Origin of the sequence: Nocardia sp. NPDC051750, from assembly GCF_044453135.1 — a bacterium.
Lineage (GTDB): Bacteria > Actinomycetota > Actinomycetes > Mycobacteriales > Mycobacteriaceae > Nocardia.
In genome coordinates this window covers 458,190-478,374 of sequence record NZ_JBITCK010000003.1, presented here as the reverse complement: position 1 = coordinate 478,374, position 20,185 = coordinate 458,190, and the positions used below count along the sequence as shown (strand labels likewise).

At 69.2% G+C, this 20,185-nt stretch carries 9 protein-coding genes; 4 read left to right on the top strand and 5 right to left on the bottom strand.

Annotation, left to right across the window (positions count from 1 at the left end; all coding sequences use genetic code 11):
• Positions 1 to 134 precede the first annotated feature (134 nt).
• Positions 135 to 1,112: a glycosyltransferase family 9 protein gene (locus ACIA75_RS15870; protein WP_397104321.1), complete on the top strand. Its 978-nt coding sequence runs from the start codon at positions 135 to 137 to the stop codon at positions 1,110 to 1,112.
• A gap of 9 nt (positions 1,113 to 1,121) precedes the next feature.
• Here ACIA75_RS15870 and ACIA75_RS15865 read toward each other — a convergent pair whose 3' ends face one another.
• Positions 1,122 to 1,439: an ArsR/SmtB family transcription factor gene (locus ACIA75_RS15865; protein ID WP_397104320.1), complete on the bottom strand. Its 318-nt coding sequence runs from the start codon at positions 1,437 to 1,439 to the stop codon at positions 1,122 to 1,124.
• A 185-nt stretch (positions 1,440 to 1,624) separates the two neighbouring features.
• On the opposite strand from ACIA75_RS15865, the gene ACIA75_RS15860 reads away from it, so the two are divergent.
• Positions 1,625 to 2,329, top strand: coding sequence for a M23 family metallopeptidase (locus tag ACIA75_RS15860; RefSeq protein ID WP_397104319.1), 705 nt, complete (start codon positions 1,625 to 1,627; stop codon positions 2,327 to 2,329).
• A gap of 106 nt (positions 2,330 to 2,435) precedes the next feature.
• Positions 2,436 to 3,587, top strand: a complete 1,152-nt coding sequence (locus ACIA75_RS15855; RefSeq protein WP_397104317.1) for a hypothetical protein — start codon at positions 2,436 to 2,438, stop codon at positions 3,585 to 3,587.
• Here ACIA75_RS15855 and ACIA75_RS15850 read toward each other — a convergent pair.
• Positions 3,538 to 3,861 carry a hypothetical protein gene (locus ACIA75_RS15850; RefSeq protein ID WP_397104315.1) on the bottom strand — a complete coding sequence of 108 codons (324 nt, stop codon included), beginning with the start codon at positions 3,859 to 3,861 and terminating at the stop codon, positions 3,538 to 3,540. The two genes, ACIA75_RS15855 and ACIA75_RS15850, sit on opposite strands and share 50 nt — an antisense overlap.
• A 426-nt stretch (positions 3,862 to 4,287) precedes the next feature.
• Here ACIA75_RS15850 and ACIA75_RS15845 point away from each other — a divergent pair, with 426 nt between their 5' ends.
• The gene (locus tag ACIA75_RS15845) at positions 4,288 to 4,623 is read left to right on the top strand and encodes an RNA polymerase-binding protein RbpA (protein ID WP_357231570.1); all 336 of its coding nucleotides are present in this window, start codon (positions 4,288 to 4,290) and stop codon (positions 4,621 to 4,623) included.
• A 104-nt stretch (positions 4,624 to 4,727) separates the two neighbouring features.
• On the opposite strand, the gene ACIA75_RS15840 is transcribed toward ACIA75_RS15845, so the two are convergent.
• The 3 genes from ACIA75_RS15840 to ACIA75_RS15830 form a co-directional block, all read right to left on the bottom strand.
• A complete protein-coding gene (locus ACIA75_RS15840; protein ID WP_397105346.1) occupies positions 4,728 to 5,510 on the bottom strand; it encodes an ABC transporter permease in 783 nt (260 codons plus the stop codon).
• A gap of 122 nt (positions 5,511 to 5,632) precedes the next feature.
• Positions 5,633 to 6,622 (bottom strand): ATP-binding cassette domain-containing protein, encoded by a 990-nt coding sequence (locus tag ACIA75_RS15835; RefSeq protein ID WP_397104313.1) that lies wholly within the window; start codon positions 6,620 to 6,622, stop codon positions 5,633 to 5,635.
• 55 nt (positions 6,623 to 6,677) lie between these two features.
• The gene (locus ACIA75_RS15830) at positions 6,678 to 20,183 is read right to left on the bottom strand and encodes an amino acid adenylation domain-containing protein (RefSeq protein WP_397104311.1); all 13,506 of its coding nucleotides are present in this window, start codon (positions 20,181 to 20,183) and stop codon (positions 6,678 to 6,680) included.
• Positions 20,184 to 20,185: the final 2 nt, after the last annotated feature.

The window sequence follows — 20,185 nt, the reverse complement described above, 5'->3', positions numbered from 1 at the left end:
AGGCCGCGATCAGCCCACGTTTGCTCCCGGACCGCACGGGTAGTCAACCAGGGAATGCTCTCGTCGTGGTCCAACCCCTCGGGGTGGTACGGGGAGGGGGCGGCAGACGAGCAACAGGTGGCTAGGAGAGTCGGGTGTCGGTAGTTCTCGTGCTTCAGGCACGCGGTCTCGGTGAGCTGCTCACCGCTGTTCCGGCGTTGCGTGCCCTGCGGCGGGCCCGGCGCAACGATCATCTGGTGCTCGCCACCCCGCACCGCCTGCGCCCCATCGTCGATCTGATCGCAGTGGTGGACGAGATGGTCCCCATTGCCGATCCGCAGGGACTGCGCTGGGACGGGCCGCCGCCGAAGCTGGCCGTCAACCTGCACGGCGCCGAGGCCACGCCGATCGTGGAACTCAGCAAAACCGGCGCCGAACGAATCCTCACCTACCGTAATCCGGCGTTCCCCGAAATACCCGGGCCCGACTGGCACGACGATCGGCATCCGATCGACCGCTGGTGCCATCTCCTGGAATTCGACGGTATCGGCGCGGACCGGCGAAACCTGGGGCTGGTGCCGCCGGTCGCCACCACCAGCCATCGCGACAGCGTGGTCGTGCACGTGGGCGCGGGCGCCGCGGCACGACGCTGGCCGGCCGATCGGCTGGCGGCCGTGATCCGGCATCTGCTGGTACTGGGCCATGAGGTGGTGCTCACCGGCGACGAATGCGATCGCGAACGCGCCCTCGGTATCGCGGCCCGGGCGGGGCTGGCCGGTCACCGGGTGCTCGCGGGGAACCAGAACCTCATCGAACTGTCGGCGACCGTCGCCGAAGCATCGGTAGTGCTGTGCGGCGACACCGGTGTCGCCAACCTCGCGACCGCGTTCGGTACCCGCACCGTGCAGCTGTTCGGCCCGACTTCCCCGGCACAGGGCGGTCCACCGGGGCATCTGCTCAACCGGCACGAGGTCCTGTGGGCGGGCCGTACCGGCGACCGCGAGGCGACCACACCCGATCCCGGGCTTCTGCAGATCGGCGCCACCGAGGTGGTCGCGGCCCTGGACCGGCAGCTGGAGAAACGACGCGCCGAGGCCGGGGTTGCCAGCTCCGCATATCGCCGCGTGGGCTGACCGGCCACCTCATCCGCGGCCGCGGGCATCGCTCAGGGCGGCGTTGTAGGCGGCGAGGGCGCTCGGCCAGAACTGTTCCAGGTAGTCGCGGGCATCGCCCAGGCCCCGTGGGTCCAGCGAATAGAGCCGCCGATTGCCGACCGGGCGCACCATCACCAGGCGCGCTTCCCGGAGTACCCGCAGATGCTGCGATACGGCCGAACTGCTGATCCCCACCTGTTTCGCCAGCTGCCCCACCGATCGCGGCCCGGCGGGCAACGCTTCGAATATCGCCCGCCGGGTGGGGTCGGCGAGGGCGATCAGCGGCGCAACTCTGTTAGCGACCACTCATACAGTGTCTCCATTGAGAACACCCCCGGTCAAACCTCGGCAAATGTCTCATTTGCGCAGCTAGACGCAGTGAATTTCCGGTTTCGTTACCGTTCGGTTATAAGCGACCTGGGCTTTTGATCCTCAGTGACGGTTGCCACAGGATTGCTGCGACTGCGTTACGGTCCCCTAGCTTGTTAAGCATGCCCGTGACCCTTCCGTTACCTTTCCGCAAGCTCACGGTGCCGTCGATCGGCCGTCGTCGCGTAACGACGCAGGTTGTCGCCACCACGACTGCGCTCTGCGCCGGCTTCGGCCTCCTCGCCGCAGGCGCCGATTCCGATAACGAACAGATCAACACCGTCGCCGCGACCTCCGCCGCGCACCCGGGTGCCGAGGCGCCCGGCGAACAACAAGCCACCTCCCACGACCCCGCGGCTTGGGACCCGAACAAGCCGGCCGCGGACAACCAGCCCGTCGCGTTCCCCTTCCCCGAACCGCCTCGGCCCACCACCGTACGCCCGGTCGACGCCGTCGTGAGCTCGGGCTTCGGCCCGCGCTGGGGCACCGCCCACAACGGTATCGACTTCGCCGGCCAGATGGGCGCGCCGATCAAAACGGTCACCGACGGCGTTGTGATCGAAGCCGGCCCGGCCACCGGTTTCGGCCTGTGGGTCCGCGTCCAGCAGGACGACGGCACCGTCGGCGTGTACGGCCATATGCAGGACATCCTGGTGCAGGTCGGACAGCCGGTCCGCGCCGGCGATGTGATCGCGACGGTCGGCGCCCGCGGCCAATCCACCGGACCGCACCTGCACTACGAGGTCCACCATCCGGGTCTCGGCAAGATCGACCCGATGCCGTGGTTCGCCGCGCGCGGCATGGATGTGAACAACTTCCCCGGCTGACCCTACCCACGACCGATCCCGGCAGCTCCGGCGATACCGGGGTACCGGTGGTACCCCGCTCCGGAGCGGGACGCCGCGCACGGACTTCCGTTCCTACCGTCGGTCCATGAACATGAAGCGGCTCGCCACCGAGTCCGAGATCTCTATGCCCGGCGTGCCGGAACCTTCCGGCCGCCCCACAACCTCCGATCCATGTCGGGTGATCGGGCGCCTGCACCGGCCTTTGCTGCTCTGTTCCGCGGCGATGGCCGGTCTGGTGTTTTCCGGCCTGGTCGCCATGCTTTTCGACGACCGTCAGGTGCTCGGTGAATCGGTGTGGCTCAAACCGGTCAAATTCGGGCTGGCGTTCTTCCTGTATTCGCTCACCCTGGCCTGGTTGCTGTCGCTCCCGCACCGAGGTCAGCGCTTCACCTGGTGGCTCGGGACCGTTTTCGCGGTCACCGGGATCGTGGATGTGGGATTCGTGGTGGTCCAGGCCGCGCGCGGAACCTTCAGCCATTTCAACACCGAGACCGACGCGGTGAACGAGATCGGGCAAATGGTGTTCGCCACGGGCGTGCCCGGTCTGTTCGTTGCGAATCTGCTGATCGCCGTGATCGTTTCGATACGTCCCGGCGCGGATCGGCCGACTGTGTGGGCAATTCGCGGCGGGCTGGCCCTGGCCGTGATCTCGATGGCGCTCGGCTATCTCATGGGGTTCACCGGTACCCAGCTCACCCGCACCGCGGACGGCCGGCTGGTGGAACTGGCCGCCGGGCATACCGTCGTCGATCCGGACACCCGGCGGGCGGTGGGGGCACCGGATGCCGTCGCCGGTATGCCGATCACTCACTGGAGCACTCTCGGCGGCGATCTGCGCATCCCGCATTTCGTGGGGTTGCACGGAATCCAGATACTCCTGGCGATCGTCCTGCTGCTCGCCTGGTCCGCGGCACGCCACCCGCGGCTGCGCCCCGGACGGACCCGGAGCCGGCTGGTCGGCGTGGCGATTCTCGGCTGGGGTGGTCTCCAGGCGATCACGTTCTGGCAGGCGATGCGCGGTCAGTCACTGATCCATCCGGATACCGCCACACTGCTCGCGTTCCTGATCCTCTCTGTGCTGGTCACGGGCCTCGCCGCGGCCACCCTGCGGTCCACGCCGGCGATCCGGTCGGGACCGTTGCGGGGCGTTCCGGCACCGCTCGCGGTACAGGATGTTTCGGCACCCCTCACCGCAACCGTTCCGCGTCCCGGGCGAGTTCGACCAGGGCAGCGCTGAGGCGCGCGAGTTCGGCGCTATCGGCGCCCTCGTCGACCGCGGTCGCCACATCTTCGGCGGCACAGCGTGCCGCGAACCAGCGGTCCGCGAGAGCCGCGGCCTCGGCGGCACTCAGCACCACCGAATCGGCGGGGATCCCAGTGCCCTTCACATTGTTGCGATGCTCGTAGGCACGCTGGCGGCAGGACTGCCGGCAATATCGGCGCCGCCGTCCCGCTTCTGTATCAACGATTTCCCGACCACACCACAGACAGGACTGCAACCGGCGCGACATGACCCGACACCCTAATAGGCCCTCTCACAGCACCACACACCGCACACCGCGCAACGCCCGGCCGGCGACGCCGTACAATTACAAGGCTCTCCCGAACTGGGAACGGATCGACCCTCAGGAACGTTGACAAGAACAGGGCGCACGGCCGGGACCGGTACGAACCGCGGGTTCGTACCACAGCGAACGGCTCGCATACGTGACCCGAACGGTCGGCGGAACGCAACGGCCGGCGAAACGCGAACCCACGAGGTTCGCGATAGCACAAGCACAGGGGTCAACCCACCGGTCCGCCCCGGCCCGGGTTCCGGTGCACCGCAGTGGATACGCCGAGAGGTGTTTCCGATCCGGTGAACCGGGGCCGAGCAGCCGGGAACCCGCGGACCCGCGCGCGGTAACGCGCCGACAACACAGAGAGGACCTGTACAGATGGCAGATCGCGTACTCCGGGGCAGCCGGCTCGGAGCGGTGAGCTACGAAACCGACCGCGACCATGATCTGGCCCCGCGCCGGATCGCCCGGTACCGGACCGACAATGGTGAAGAGTTCGATGTCCCGTTCGCCGACGAGGCCGAGATCCCGCCGACCTGGTTGTGCCGGAACGGCCAGGAGGGTGTGCTGCTCGAAGGCAGCACCGTGGAGGCGAAGAAGGTGAAGCCGCCGCGCACGCACTGGGACATGCTGCTGGAACGGCGCAGCAAAGAGGAGCTCGAGGAGTTGCTGAAGGAACGGCTGGAACTGCTCAAGACCCGCCGCCGGGGCTGACGCACAGCTCCGTGGTCACCGCCCGGGACACCCCGGGCACCGGCTGACAAGGCCGTACCCGCCGGATCGTCCGGCGGGTACGGCCTTTGTCGTGTTCGCCGGATTCAGCGGCTGGCGACGCGGCGGTACCGCAGCAGCGCCAACGGCATCGCGATCAGCAGGATCGCCACCGAGCAGATCACGGCGTATTCGACGCAATGGTCGGCCGGCCAGCCGGTCGGCGCCGCGAACGACGGGGGCGCGCTGTTGTCGAAAAGTTTCCGGCCGGTCGCGGCGACAGCGGTGATCGGATTCCATTCGGCGATGGTGCGCAGCGGGCCGGGCAGGGTCTGCGCCGAAATGAACGCCGAGGAGATGAACGAGAGCGGGAACAACCAGATCAGCCCGGCACTCTGGGCGACCTCGACGTTCGGCGCGAGCAGACCGGTGAGCGCGCCGACCCATGACATGGCGAAGGCGAACAGCAGGATCACCCCGTAGGCCAGGACAGCGTCGGCCACACTGCCCTCGATACTCCAGCCGACGATGTACCCGCAGACGGTCATCACCAGCAGGCTCAGCATGCTCACCACCAGATCGGAGAGCGTGCGCCCCATCAGCACCGCCAGCCGTGACATGGGCAGGGCGCGCATCCGGTCGATAATGCCCTTCTCCAGATCCCCGGCCAGGCCGACGGTGGTGAACGCGGCACTGAATGCGACGGTCTGCGCCATGATCCCGGCGATCAGGAATTCCCGGTATTCACCGCCGCCCAGGGACGCGCCGAAAACATAGGCGAACAGGAAGACGAACATCAGCGGCTGCACCGTGGCGGTGACCAGCAGGGTGGGCACCCGCATGATGGTGAGCAGGTTGCGATGCGCCACGATCGCGCTGTCCCGGAAGATCCGCAGCCGGGGCTCGGTCGATTTCGGCACCCGGTGCGAGGTGGGCGCGTGCTCCGTATCCGCGGCTTCCTCCTCGGTCCGAGCGGTGGTTTCGGGTTCTTCGACCGCGATTTCTGCGGTACTCACGACATGATCTCCTCAGGGACATCGCTGGTTTCCGGCGCGGTATCCGGCAGCGCCGGAGTGCCGGTGAGGGACAGGAAAACGTCATCGAGGCTCGGCCGGTGTACCCGGGCGTCGACGGCCTGCACGTCTGCGTCGTCGAGCCGGCGCAACGCTTCGACCATGGTGCGGGAACCGTCCCCGACCACCACCGACACCTCGTGGACACTCGCCTCGTGCGCGGGTTCGCCCAGGCCGACTTCGGCGAGCACCCGCAGGGCGGGCGCCGCTTCCTGATCGGGCGCCAGGGTGACGGTGAGCCGATCCCCGCCGATCGAGGATTTGAGTTCGTCGGACGAACCGCGCGCGATCACCCGGCCCTTGTCGATCACCGTGATCTGATCGGCGAGCCGGTCGGCTTCCTCGAGATACTGGGTGGTGAGCAGTACCGTGGTGCCGTCGCGCACGAGATCACCGATAACCCCCCACATATCGGTCCGGGCCCGCGGGTCCAGACCGGTGGTCGGTTCATCGAGTACCACCACCGGCGGGCGGGCGATCAGTGCGCCCGCCAGGTCGAGACGCCGGGTCATACCGCCCGAATATGTTCCGGCCCGGCGGTCGGCCGCGTCCTCGAGCCCGAAATCCCGCAGGAGTTCGCGAGCCCGCGCGGCGGCACTGTCCCGCGGCATCCCGTAGAGCCGCGCGACCATACGCAGGTTCTCGTAGCCGGTGAGGTTGGCGTCCACCGCCGCATACTGGCCGGAGAGCCCGATCAGGCGCCGGGCGGCGGCCGGATCGTGCAGCACATCGACATCGGCGACCCGCACCGTTCCGGCGTTGGGCCGCAGCAGGGTGGTCACGACACGAACGGTGGTGGTCTTACCGGCGCCGTTGGGGCCGAGTAGACCCATCACGGTGCCGGCGGGTATTTCGAGGTCCACGTCATCCAATACGCGGATCCGGCCGTAGTTCTTCACCAGGCCGGTGATCTGCACCGCGGGCTTCACTGAGCGTTCTCCTTCGTTTCGATTCCGGGCTGAGGTCGCGCTCTCTGCGCGCGGGTCATGTGCGCAGCCGCGCGCGAAGCTGTTCACGGAGCACCGGGCCGATCACCGCGAGCGATTGCGCCGTGGTCATCTCCGCGTGCGTGCATTCCACGTCGTGAGCGAGCACCGCGCCGGTGACGAACTGTGCCCACGCGCCGGGGCGCCGGTCCGGCGCGGCGCGATTCACCGGGTCGGTGGTGGCGGCGAAGAACAGCAGGTCGCCGTCGAATACACCGGGTCGGAAGCCGTTGGCTTGCACAGTGCCGTCGGCGTAACCGGCATACAACCGTTCCAGATGATCGAGGGTGAGGGCGGCGAACGGCCCGGGTCGCGATCGCAGGATTTCGGCGGCCTCGGCCAGGGTCGGTTCGGCGCCGTCGACGACGAGTTCACCACCGAATTCGCCGAGGATCTCGGCCACCGACGGCATCGCGTGGCCGGCCAGATCATCGGAGAGCCGGTAGCTGTCCAGCATTGTCAGCGAGGCGACTTCTTCCCCGTCCGCCTGCAACCGGACGGCGATCTCGTGCGCGATCAGACCGCCCAGCGACCAACCGAGCAACTGGTAGGGCCCGTGCGGCTGCACCGTGCGGATATGGGTCAGATAGTGCTCGGCCACCTCCGCGATCGAGCCGAACCCGGGTGCACCGCTCGCCTGCGGCGCCTGCAGCCCGTACACCGGCTGATCGGCGGGAAGCTCGGCGAGCAATCCGGCGTAGCACCAGGACAGACCGATGGCCGGGTGGACACAGAACAGCGGGGCCCGGTCCGATCCGGTCTCCGCGCGCAGGGGCAGCAGCGGGGCGAGCGCGAGGTCCATCGCGTCACCCGCGGTGCCGTCGCCGAGCCGCGCGGCCAGGGCGGCCGGAGTCGACTCACCGAACAGCAATTGCATCGGCAGGTCGAGACCGGCGTCGCGGGCCTGCGCGACCACCTTGGTGGCGAGCAGCGAATTGCCGCCCAGTTCGAAGAATCCGTCACCGGCCCCGACCCGTTCGACCCCGAGCACATCGGCGAAGATCTCGCACAGGGCCGCCTCGATCGGGTCGGCGGGGGCCCGGTATCCCTCGGCCGCGGTGAACACCGGTTCGGGCAGGGCCGTCCGGTCGAGTTTGCCGACGGGTGTCAGCGGCAGCCGGTCGATCATCATGATCGACTGCGGGACCATATAGTTGGGCACCGTTGCGGACAGGTGTGCGGTCAGCTCGGCCGCGGTGGTGTCCGGGCCGGCCTTCACATACGACACCAGCGCGGTGGCACCGGCCGGGGTGCGATGTCCCGCGGTATGCGAGAACTCCACCGCCGGATGGCGGCTCAGCGCGGCGTCGATCTCGCCGAGTTCGATCCGGAACCCGCGGATCTTCACCTGGTGGTCGGTCCGCCCGACGTACTCGATATCCCCGGGACCGCCGTCGGCGCCGGTGCGGACCCGCACCAGGTCGCCGGTGCGGTACATCCGTTCGCCCGGTTTGCCGAACGGGTTGGCCACGAACCGCTGCGCGGTGAGCCCGGGACGATCGTGGTAGCCGCGGGCGAGCGCGCCGCCCGCGAGATACAGCTCGCCGGTGACGCCGAGCGGCACCGGCCGCAGCCGGGCGTCGAGCACCGCCGCCGCCACCCCGCGGATCGGTTCGCCGATCGGTATCGGACCGTCGGGGACCAGCGGCGGCGACATCAGCGTCACGATGGTGGTCTCGGTCGGGCCGTAGACATTGTGCAGATCGCGGCCCGGGGCCCAGCGGGCCACCACATCGGCCGGCAGCGCTTCACCGCCGACCAGTACGTGCTGGAAATCGGTGATACCCGCCGGATCCACGGTCGCCAGGGCGGCCGTCGTGATGAACGCGTGGGTGATCCGTTCGGCGATCAGGACCCGAGCCAGCTCCGTTCCACCCACCACACCGGGCGGGGTGAGCACGAGGGTCGCGGCGCCGCCCAGGGCGAACAGCAGATCGAGCATGGCGGCGTCGAAACTCGGTGTCGCGAAATGCAGGATGCGGCTGCCGGGGCGGACATCGAACCGATGCGCGGTTTCCGCCGCGAAATTCGACAGCCCGCTGTGGGTGACGACCACACCCTTCGGGGTACCGGTGGATCCCGACGTGTAGATGACGTACGCCGGGTTGTCCATCCGCAGCGGGGCGGTCCGATCCACATCGGAGATCGGGGCACTCGACGCGTGCAGCACCTCCTCCCGGATGCCGGGTTCGTCGAGCGCCAGCCAGCGGGTCTCGCCACCCAGCTGCGACCGGTACTCCGTGAGCGTAAGACCGAGCGCGACACCGGAATCGGCGAGCATATGGCTGATCCGGGCGGCCGGGTAGCCGGGGTCGACCGGGACGAAGGCGGCACCTGTCTTGGTGACGGCCAGCACCGTCGCCACCGATTCGACCGTGCGCGGAATACCCAGCGCCACCATGGTTTCCGGCCCCACGCCGTATCCGACGAGAACCCGGGCCAGCCGGTTGCTCCAGCGATCGAGGGCGTCGTAGGTGATCTCGACGCCCGCTCCGGCCAGCGCCACCGCCCGCCGGTCGACGGAGGCTGCCGCGGCGAAGACCTCGGGCAGGGTGACCGGAGTCTCCGGGTCGGCACGGCGCAGCGGGGCCAGGGCCGACCATTCCGCGGGTTCCAGCAATTCCAGATCCCCGATGACCACGTCCGGGTCGGCGGCGATCGCGCCGAGCAACCGCACCAGCCGCCGCCCGAGCCGCGCCGCGGTCGGTGCGTCGAACAGGTCGGCACTGTAGTTCACCGCGACGGCGATACCGTCCGGCGCCCGATTCGCGCCGCGGGTTTCGGTGAGCGTGAACTGGAGATCGAATTTGGCGATACCGGCATCGATATCCATGGCCTCGATACTCAACCCCGGCAGTTCCAGCGCCCGCACGGGTTCGTCGCGCACCGAGAGCATCACCTGGAACAGCGGATGATGCGATTGGGACCGCACCGGGTTGAGTACTTCGACGAGCCGCTCGAACGGTAGCTCGGCGTGCGCGAACGCGTCGAGATCGGTATCCCGCACGGTGTCGAGGAGTTCGGTGAAGCGGTCGCCGGGGTCGACCGGGGTCCGCAGCACCAGGGTGTTGACGAACATGCCGATCATCCTGTCGAGCTCCGGATGACCGCGGCCGGCGACCGCCGTACCGACGGCGATATCGCCGACCCCGGTCAGCCGGTGCAGCAGCACCGCCAGTGCCGCGTGCAGCACCATGAACACGCTCACGTTGTGGCGCGCCGCCAGATCGCTCAGGTCGCGATGGATCCGGGCGTCGAGCCGCTCCTCCACCGTGCCGCCGCGGTAGGACGGAACGGGTGGACGGGGCCGGTCGGCGGGGACGGCGAGAAGTTCGGGCAGGCCGTCCAGCGCGGTGCGCCAGTAGTCGAGCCGGCCGCGGATCATCGACTGCGGATCGTCCTCGTCCCCGAGCAGTTCGCGCTGCCACAGGGTGTAGTCGATGTACTGCAGCCGCTCGGTATCGGGTCGTGTTTCCGCGCCGAGCCGTATCGCACGATAGGTTCCGGCCACCTCGGCGGCGAGCGGTTCCAGCGACCACCCGTCCATCGCGATGTGATGGACCACCAGAACCAGGATGTGGTCATCCGGCGAGACGACGAAAAGTGCTGCCCGAAGCGGGATTTCGGATGCCAGGTCGAAGCCCGGCGCGATGAACCGGGCGACCGTCGCGTGCAGGTCGTCGGGCCGGGTCACCGACGCCTGCAGCGGGACCGCGGCCTCGGCGATATCGCGGACCACCTGGACCGGCTCCCCGCCGATCTCCGGGAACACCGTCCGCAGCGTTTCGTGCTGCTCCTGGACCGTGTGCAACGCGGTCGTCAGCGCCTCGCGGTCCAGTGGGCCGCGCAAGCGCAGCACCACGGGGATGTTGTAGGCACCTGGGGTCGACGCCGGGTCCGAACCACCGAATCGGTTGAGGAACCACAGCCGGTGCTGGGCTGGTGAGAGCGGAATCCGCTCCGGCCGGTCCCGGCGAACCAGCGCGGGCCCGGTATCCCCGGCGGTTTCGCCGTCGAGGCGAGCCGCCAGCTCGCCGACGGTCGGGGCGGCGAACACCGTGCGCACCGCCAGCCGGACGCCGGTGGCCTCGGCCAGGCGGCCGACCAGCTGTGTTGCCAGCAGCGAGTTGCCGCCGAGATCGAAGAAACTGTCGGCGGTATCGGTGACCCCGGTATCCAGCAGTTCACCCATCACCGTGGCGACCACCCGCTCGCTGGCGGTCTGCGGGGTGCGGCCGGCAGCTCCCACCGCCGGCGCCTGCGGTTCGGGCAGCGCCGCGATATCCAGCTTGCCGACCGGGGTCAGCGGAATCTCGTCGAGCACAGCGAACGCGGTCGGCACCATATGCCGGGGAAGGCGCTGCGCCAGATGCTCACGCAACTCCTCCGGCTCGGGCCGGTGGGCCGGATCGGCCGGCTGCACAAACGCGACCAGCCGGTCCACCCCGCCCAGCGGGCGTACCTCGGTGTGGGCGAAACGCACCGACGGATGAGCGGTCAGCGCGCCGGTGATCTCGCCGAGTTCGATCCGGAACCCGCGCATCTTCACCTGGTTGTCGCTGCGGCCCAGATACCGCAGGTCACCGTCGGCCGTCCAGCGGACCACGTCGCCTGTGCGATACATGCGGGCGCCGGCGGGTCCGTACGGGTCGGCGACGAACCGGGCCGCGGTGAGCCCGAACCGTTCGTGATAGCCCCGGGCCAGCCCGGGCCCGCCGAGGTAGAGCTCGCCGGGGACGCCGGTGGGTACGGGCCGCAGGCGTTCGTCGAGGACGAGGGCGCGGACACCACGGATCAGCGCACCCAGGCCCGCGGGGCGATCCACCGCCACCGGTGTCACCGAGACGACCACGGTGGTTTCGGTGGGACCGTAGGCATTGAACATCCGCCGGCCCGGCGCCCAGCGCTCCACCAGTTCCGGGCCGAGATGTTCACCACCGACCATCAGGCTGCGCAGCCGCGGCAGCGGCCAGCGGTCCGGATCGATGGTGGCCAGGGCGGCCGGGGTGATGAAGGTGTGGGTGACTTCGGCGCGGGTCATGAGCTCGGCCAGTTCGTCGCCGCCGTACACCTCGGGCGGGACGATCACCATGGCGGCACCGGACCCCACCGCGAGCAGCAGGTCCAGTACCGCCGCGTCGAAACTCGGTGACGAGAAATGCAGCGTCCGTGCGCCAGGATTGATGGCCAGCCGGTCGCGGAACTCATCGGCGAGATCGGCGAGCGAACCGTGGGTCGCGGTGACGCCCTTGGGTTTACCCGTGGACCCGGAGGTGTAGATGAGATAGGCCGGATCGGTGACCCGGACCGGGCGAACCCGGTCCGCGTCGGTGACCGGGTCGGCGGAAAGCCCGGTTTCGCGGCGCCCGGCGGGGGTGTCGAGCAGCAGCCAGTCGATATGGTCACCGCCGGCGGCGCGCAGGGCCTCGGCGTGCCCGATGCGACTGATCCCGACCGTGCAGCCGGAATCGGCGAGCATATGCGCGACCCGGTCGACGGGATAGTTGGGATCCACCGGGACGAACGCGGCGCCGGATTTCGCGATCGCCAGCATCGCCGTCACCGAATCCGCGGAGCGGGTCAGTCCGAGCGCGATCCGGTCTCCCGCGCCCAGGCCACGCCCGATCAGCGCACGCGCCAGCCGATTGGCCCGGCGATCCAACTCGGAGTAGGTGAGTGTGGTGTCGTCCGTGTACAGCGCCGGCCGGGCCCGGTGGGCGAGCACGGTCGCGGAGAACAAACCGGCCATCGTCCGCGGAATCCCGGGAGCGGGACCGCGGGCGGGACCGAATATGTCCCGTTCGGCGTCCGTTCGTGTATCGATATTGCCCACCGGCACGCCGGGGCGGGTAGCGATGGTGCCGAGCACGCGCAGGAACCGGTCGGCCAGGGTTTCCACCGTCGCGGCGTCGAACAGTTCGTCGGCGTAGACGAACTCGAGCTCACCCTCGCCGAGTTCACCGGCCCGCAGTTCGAGATCGAACTTGGCGCGCGCGATATCCAGCGCGGCCGCGTCCACCGACAGTCCGGGCAGCTCCAGCGTCGGTATCGGAGTGTCCTGCACGGTGAGCGCCACCTGGAACAGCGGGTGCCGGCCGGTGGCACGCGGGTCGTTGCCCAGCGCCGAAACGACCTGTTCGAAGGGGATATCGGCGTGGGCGAGAGCGGCCAGTTCGGTATCGCGGTCGGCGCGGAGCAGTTCGGTGAACGCGCGGGCGGGGTCGACATCGGAACGCAGCACCAGGGTGTTGACGAACATGCCGACCAGCTCGTCGAGCCGGCGATCGGACCGTCCGGCGACCGGTGTGCCGATCGCGATATCGCGGCCGCCGGTGACCGCGCGCAACAGCACGGCCAGCGCGGAGCGCAGCAGCATGAACGGGCTCACGCCCTGCGCGCGGGCCAGTTCGGCGAGCGCCTGCCGCACCGGCACCGGGATACTGCGGCGCACGGTGCCCGCGGTCTGGTGTGGCGTGGCCGGCCGGGGCCGGTCGTAGGGCAGGGGCAGTTCCTCGGGCAGCCCGGCGAGCTGATCACGCCAGTAGCCGAGTTGCCGGGCGGCGAGACTGTCCGGATCGGTGCCGGCACCGAGGTGCTCGCGCTGCCACAACCCGAAATCGGCGTACTGCACCTCGAGCGGTGCCCACGCAGGCGCGGACCCGCCGCATCGGGCCTGGTAGGCCAGTGCGAGATCACGGGTGAGCGGGGCCAGGGACCAGCCGTCCGCGGCGATGTGATGGACCACCACACCGAGCCGGTACCGGTCCGCACCGATACGCAGCAGGGTGGCCCGCAACGGGGTGCCGGTGGTGAGATCGAAACCGGTGGTGGCTGTTTCCTGCAGTGCCACGGCCGCGCCGGCGATATCGCTGTCGCGAACCACCAGGGCGGGCAGTGCCCATGCCGCGGGCAGGATCCGCTGTTGGGCGCCGTGCCCGTCATCGGGATAGACGGTGCGCAGGACCTCGTGCCGCTCGACGATATCGCCGAGCGCCGCGCGCAACGCGGCGACATCCAGAGCACCCTCGATATCGAGGACGAAGGCGATGTTGTACGCGCTGGATTCGGGAGCGAAACGGTTCAGGAACCACAGCCGCTGCTGCGGCAGCGACAACGGCAGACGATCCGGGCGCGGATCGTAGCGGGCCAGCGGGACCCGCACCGTCACCGGAGTCCGGCTCACGTGCTCGGCCAGGGCGGCCACCGTCGGCGCCTCGAAGACGATGCGGACGGGGAGGTCCACCCCGAAACGGTCGTACAGTCCCCCGACGAGGCGGGTGGCCAGCAGTGAATTACCACCCAGATCGAAGAAACCGTCCTCGGCCCCGGCGACCTCCCGGCCCAGTACCTCGGCGAAGGCCTCGGCCACCCGCCGTTCGATATCGGTCGCCGGTGGCCGGGAAGTGGCTGTCGCGCTGAGGAATTCGGGTTCGGGCAACGCCTTGCGATCGAGCTTGCCCGACGGGGCCTTCGGGAATTCCGGCAGGACCGTGACGGCGTCGGGAACCATGTATCCGGGCAGCCGGCCGCGGACCGTGGCCCGCACCGCGGCGGGCTCGACGGCGGCGTCGGCGACGATATAGGCCGCCAGTCGTTGCCGGGCCTGCCCATCGGTGTGCACGATCGTCAGTGCCCGCCGCACACCGGGATGAGTGCACAGCACATGGTCGATCTCGGACAGTTCGATCCGGAATCCGCGCAGTTTCACCTGATCGTCGGCGCGGCCCAGGAACCGCAGCCGGCCGGACCGATCGGCGACCACCAAGTCACCGGTGCGGTACATCCGTTCACCGCGGCGGCCGTAGGGATTGGCCGGGAACCGGGCGGCGCTCAGCGCGTACCGTCCGTGATACCCCCGGGCCAGGCCCGGCCCCGACAGGTACAGCTCGCCGGGGGTTCCGGGCGGAACCGGCCGCAACCGCGAGTCCAGCACGAACAGCCGCATACCGCGCACCGGGTGCCCCAGCGGCACCGCACGACCGGGCCGCATCGGCGCGGACATGGTGGCCGCGACCGTGGCCTCGGACGGGCCGTACATATTGTGCATGCGGTACCGGTCGGCCCACGCCGCCACCAGATCGGGTGCGCAGGCCTCACCGCCCACCATGACGGTGCGCAACCGGTCCAAACCGGCGGGATCGACGGTGGCCAGCGCGGCGGGTGTGACGAACGCGTGGGTGACGCGCTCGACCTGCAGGAACGTCGCGAGTTCGCTGCCGCCGTAGATATCCGGCGGCGCGATGACCACGGTCGCGCCACAGGCGAAGCCGAGCAGCAACTCGAGCACCGAGGCGTCGAAACTCGGTGAGGAGAAATGCAGGGTGCGCGAGGTCGGTGTGACACCGAACAGGTAGCACTGTTCGGCGGCGAAGGAGGCCAGCCCCGCGTGGGTGACGACGACGGCCTTCGGGGTACCGGTGGATCCGGAGGTGTAGATGAGATAGGCCGGGTGGGTGGTCCGCAGCGGCCGGATCCGGTCACCGTCGGTGACCGGTGCGGACGATACCGCCCCGCACGCCGTTTCGAATCCCGGATCGCCCAGCACCAGCCAGGTCCGGACGGTGTTCAGCCGCCCGGCCACCACCTCGAGCTGATCCGGACCGGTGATCCCCAGCCGGGCACCGGAATCGGTGAGCATATGCGCGATCCGGTCGCGCGGATATCCGGGATCGACCGGGAGATAGGCGGCACCCGTTTTGGCGACCGCCCAGATCGCGGTGATCATGTCCAGACCGCGGGGCAGGGCGAGCGCGACCACCGTCTCCGGCCCGGCGCCTCGATCGATCAGCAGCCGCGCCATCCGGTTCGCCCGCTCGTCCAGTTCCCGGTAGCTGGTATCGCGGCCGCGGTAGCGCACGGCGGTACCGTCCGGATCGCGGACCGCGGACCGGCCGAGGAGTTCGGCCAGCGAGACCGGCGGTTCCGCCGGCCCGCCCGCGAGCGGCACCAGGTTCGCGTGTTCCCGCCGATCCAGCACATCGATATCGCCGACGGGGCGGTCCGGGGCACCCACGGCGGCATCCAGCACCGTGATGAACCGGCGGGCGATCGATACGATCGTTCGCTCGTCGAAAACATCGGTGGCATAACCGAACTCGGCGTGCAGTTCACCGCCGGAGTTGTCGTCGTGGACCTCGAGCTGCAGATCGAACTTCGCGATATCGGTGTCGAGCGCCAGGACCTCGGTCCGTACCCCGGGCAGGTTCAGATCGAGTTCGCCGGCATTGTCGTACGACAACATCACCTGGAACAGCGGGTGGCGGGCGCCCGACCGTTCCGGGTTCACCACCTCGACGAGCCGCTCGAACGGCACATCGGCATTGGCGAAAGCGTTGAGGTCGGTTTCCCGGACGATATCGAGCATCCGGTCGAAATCGCCGGCGGGATCGACTTCGGTCCGCAGTACCAGCGTGTTGACGAACATTCCGACGAGTTCGTCCAGCGCGGGATCGGTGCGGCCCGCGATCGGCGTACCGATCACGATATCGGTGCTGCCACAGATCCGGGACAGCAGCGTGGCCAGCGCGGCATGCACCACCATGAACATGCTGGCACCGCGCGCGCCCGCCAGTTCGGCCGCGGCACGCCGGGTTCCGGCCGGAATCGTGAAGCTGTACCGCCCGCCCTGGGTGGACCGGTGGGCCGGCCGGGGCCGGTCCAGAGGGAGGTCGAGCTGGTCGGGGAGGCCGGCGAGTTCGGCTCGCCAGTGGATGATCTGGCGGCTCAGCGCACTCGCCGGATCGGATTCCTCACCCAGCAGTTCGCGTTGCCACAGGGCGAAATCGGCATACTGCACCGGCAGCGGCGCCCAGTCCGGCGCATGTCCTCCGGTCCGCGCGGTCACCGCCACGGTCAGATCGCGGGCCAGCGGCGCGATCGACCATCCGTCTCCGCAGATATGGTGCAGCACCAGCACCAGCACATGGCAGTCGGTATCGGTGGCGTACAACGCGATCCGGAACGGGAACTCGGTGCGCAGATCGAACGGCCGGGAGACGAATTCGGCTGCCAGCCCGGCGACCTCGGCGCCGGGAACCGCCACCGGCTCGATCGACAGCGGGACCTCCGCCATCGGATGTACCAGCTGCTGCGGTCCCGCCCCGAGATCCGGGAAGGTGGTGCGCAGGCTTTCGTGCCGCCCCAGCACATCGAGCAGTCCGGCCCGCAAGGCGTCGATATCGAGGTTGCCGTCCACTTGCACGGCCAGTGGCATGTTGTAGGCGGCCGCGTGTTCGGCGAACCGGTTGAGGATCCAGAGTCGCTGCTGTGCCGGGGACAGCGGGATCCGCTCCGGCCGGTGCACCGGAACCAGTTGCGGGGAGGTCAGATCCGGTTCGTGCACGGTGAACCGGGTGGTGAGCGCGGCGATACTGCCGGCCTCGAACAGATCGCGAATCGTCAGGGCGGTACCGAGCGCGGTATTGATCCGCGCGACTGCCCGGGCCGCCACCAGCGAATTACCGCCCAGTTCGAAGAACCCGTCGTCGATACCCACGTCGGGCACGCCCAGCAGTTCGGCGAAAATCGCGGCCAGCACCTCTTCGACCTCGGTGCGCGGCGCGGTCGGCAACCGATTGCCGGTGGGTCCGGGCGCCGGCAGCGCGGCCCGATCGATCTTGCCGTTGCTGTTCAGCGGCAGCTCCGGGAGCACGGTCACCGTCGCGGGCACCATGTATCCCGGCAGCGAGCGCGCCAGCCAGGCCCGCATGTCCGCCGTATCGAGCCCGTCCTCGCCACGGACCACCACGTAGGCGGCCAATTGATCACCCGCGGGGGTGGCGTGAGCGATACAGACCGCACGCGCAATCCGCTCGTCGTCCAGCAACGCCGCCTCGATCTCCCCCAGCTCGATCCGCAGACCGCGGATCTTCACCTGGAAATCGGTGCGCCCCAGATATTCCAGGACCCCCTGGCGCGCGGTCCCGCCGTCGACCTGCCAGCGCGCCAGATCGCCTGTGCGATACATCCGCATGCCGGGGGTGAACGGATCGGCCACGAATCGTTCGGCGGTCAACGGCGCCTGCCCGAGATACCCGCGGGCCAGCTGCACACCGGACAGATACAGTTCGCCGACGGCCCCGGGCGGGACCGGCCGCAGCGTGCTGTCCAGGACATAGGTCCGGGTGTTCCACACCGGCGCACCGATCGGCACGGTGGCCGGGTCCGGCGGGCACTGCCAATAGGTCACATCCACGGCGGCCTCGGTGGGCCCGTACAGGTTGTGCAGTTCCGGTCCGGGCAGTGCGGCCCGGAATGCCCGGACCGTCGCGGGTGGCAGCGCCTCACCGCTGCAGAAAACCCGGCGCAGCGTGGCACACTCGCCCACCTCGGTATCGGTGACGAACACCGAGAGCATGGACGGTACGAAATGCGCCGTGGTGACGCCTTCCGCCCGGATGAGCCGCGCGAGATAGGCCGGATCGCGGTGGCCGTCCGGCCGGGCCACCACGAGCCGCGCCCCGGTCTGCAACGGCCAGAAGAACTCCCAGACCGAGACGTCGAAGGTCGCGGGGGTCTTCTGCAGCACCACGTCGGTGCCGTCGAGCCGGTATTCGTGCTGCATCCAGCGCAACCGGTTCATGATCGCGCGATGGGTGACCCCGACACCCTTCGGTGTGCCCGTCGAACCGGAGGTGAACAGCAGATAGGCGAGGTGGTCGGGACGCAGGGGGGCGATCCGGTCGGCATCGGTGACCGGGGCCGGGTCCAGGGCGGACAGTTCGACCGTGTCGACGGCCAGTGCCGCGGCGTTGTCCGGCAGTTCGAGGGCATCGCGGGCGGCGACCAGGAGCGCGACCGGCCCGACCCGGCCCACGATCTGTTCCAGCCGCTGCACCGGATGTTCCGGATCCAGCGGGAGGTAGGCGGCGCCGGTTTTTATCACGGCATACATCGCGACCACCAGGTCGAGGCTGCGGCGCAGGCACAGCGCGACCACGCGCTCGGGTCCCGCGCCCTCGGCGATCAGCAGACGGGCCAGCCGGTTCGCGCGGGCGTCGAGTTCCCGGTACGTCAGCGCCGCACCTTCGTAACTCAGGGCCACCGCGTCGGGGCAACGTTGCGCACGATCGGCAAAAAGACTTGCCAGCGTGGCGGTTTCGACCTCGACGGCCGTATCGTTCCAGGTGTGGAGGACCTGCCGGTGTTCGGCCTCGGTGAGGGTGGGCAGGTCACGGACGAGCGTGTCGACGTCGGTGGCGAGGAAGCGGTCCAGGAAATCGAGGAAGCGCCGGTGGTGCACCCGGAGCTCTTCCTCGCTGTACAGCTGCGGATTGGCCTCGAAATCGAGATGATACCGGCCACCGTCCGCGTTGTAGAGGTTCACCGAGAGGTCCTCGACCGGCCCGGTGGCCAGGACGTGCGCCGCCACCTCGAGCCCGGCGAACCGCAGCGGCCGGGCGAACAGCATGATGTTGATCATCGGGCCGAAGAAACCGCGGGTGTCCCGGTCGTATCCGCAATCGCGGCGGATATCGTCGTGGCGGTAGCGCTGATGCCGCAGCGCACCGGTGATCTGGCGGGAGACCGCGTTCACGACGTCGTCGACGGTGGTGCTCGTATCGAACCGGATCCGCAGCGGCACCACATTCGACACCACACCCGCGGATCGGCGCAGTGACACCGTGGTGCGTGCGGAAACAGGCAGGCTCAGAACGACATCGTTCTCCCCTGTCATCGACCGCACGTAACAAGCCATGGCCGCCGTGAACAGGACCGGGTTCGAGGTATCCCGCTGTCCGGCCGCCACGGCGACGGCGGCCTCGGTCGCATCGCTCAACGTGGCGGTCGCGAGCCGGCGTCCCGCGACCGCCGCGGGCGCATTGGTCACGGTGGACAGGCTCACCACCTCGCCGGCCCCGTCGAGCACCTCGCGCCAGTACGCACCGTCGTTGGCGCAGCGCTGGGAGTTCCGGTATTCGATCTCGCCGCCGTACAACTCGGCCAGCGGCGTGGCGCGCGAGACCACGGGCTCCCGGCCCTCGGCGTAGGCGGTGTAGATCTCGGCGGTGCGGACCAGGGCATTCATCGCTGCGTAGCCGTCGATGACGATGTGATGGGCCCGCGAGTACCAGATGTAATCGCGGTCGCCGGTGCGCAGTACGGCGTTGAAAACGAGCGGGTCGTGGTCGAAATCGGTCGGCGTCCGGGCGTCGTCGTGCATCCAGCGCAGGGCCGCGGCGTGCGGATCGGCCTCGTCCCGCAGATCCACCCGGGCCCAGCCGGGCCGCAAGGTGGGATCGACTACCTGATGCGGTACTCCGTCGATCTGGACGATGCGCTGCTGCCCGACCTCCGTCTCCACTCCGAAACGTTCGATCGCGTACAGCAGCAGCCCGGTGTCCAGATCACCGTGGAACTCCACGTACTCGGCGATGATGAGAGGAATCTCCGGCTGGATCCGCTGGGCGTACCACATCGCGGTCTGCGCCGGTGTGAGTGGAAAGGGTTCGGCCGAAAGTTCTGCCGACGAACCGTTATCGACCCCGGTGGCCGACGATCTCATCA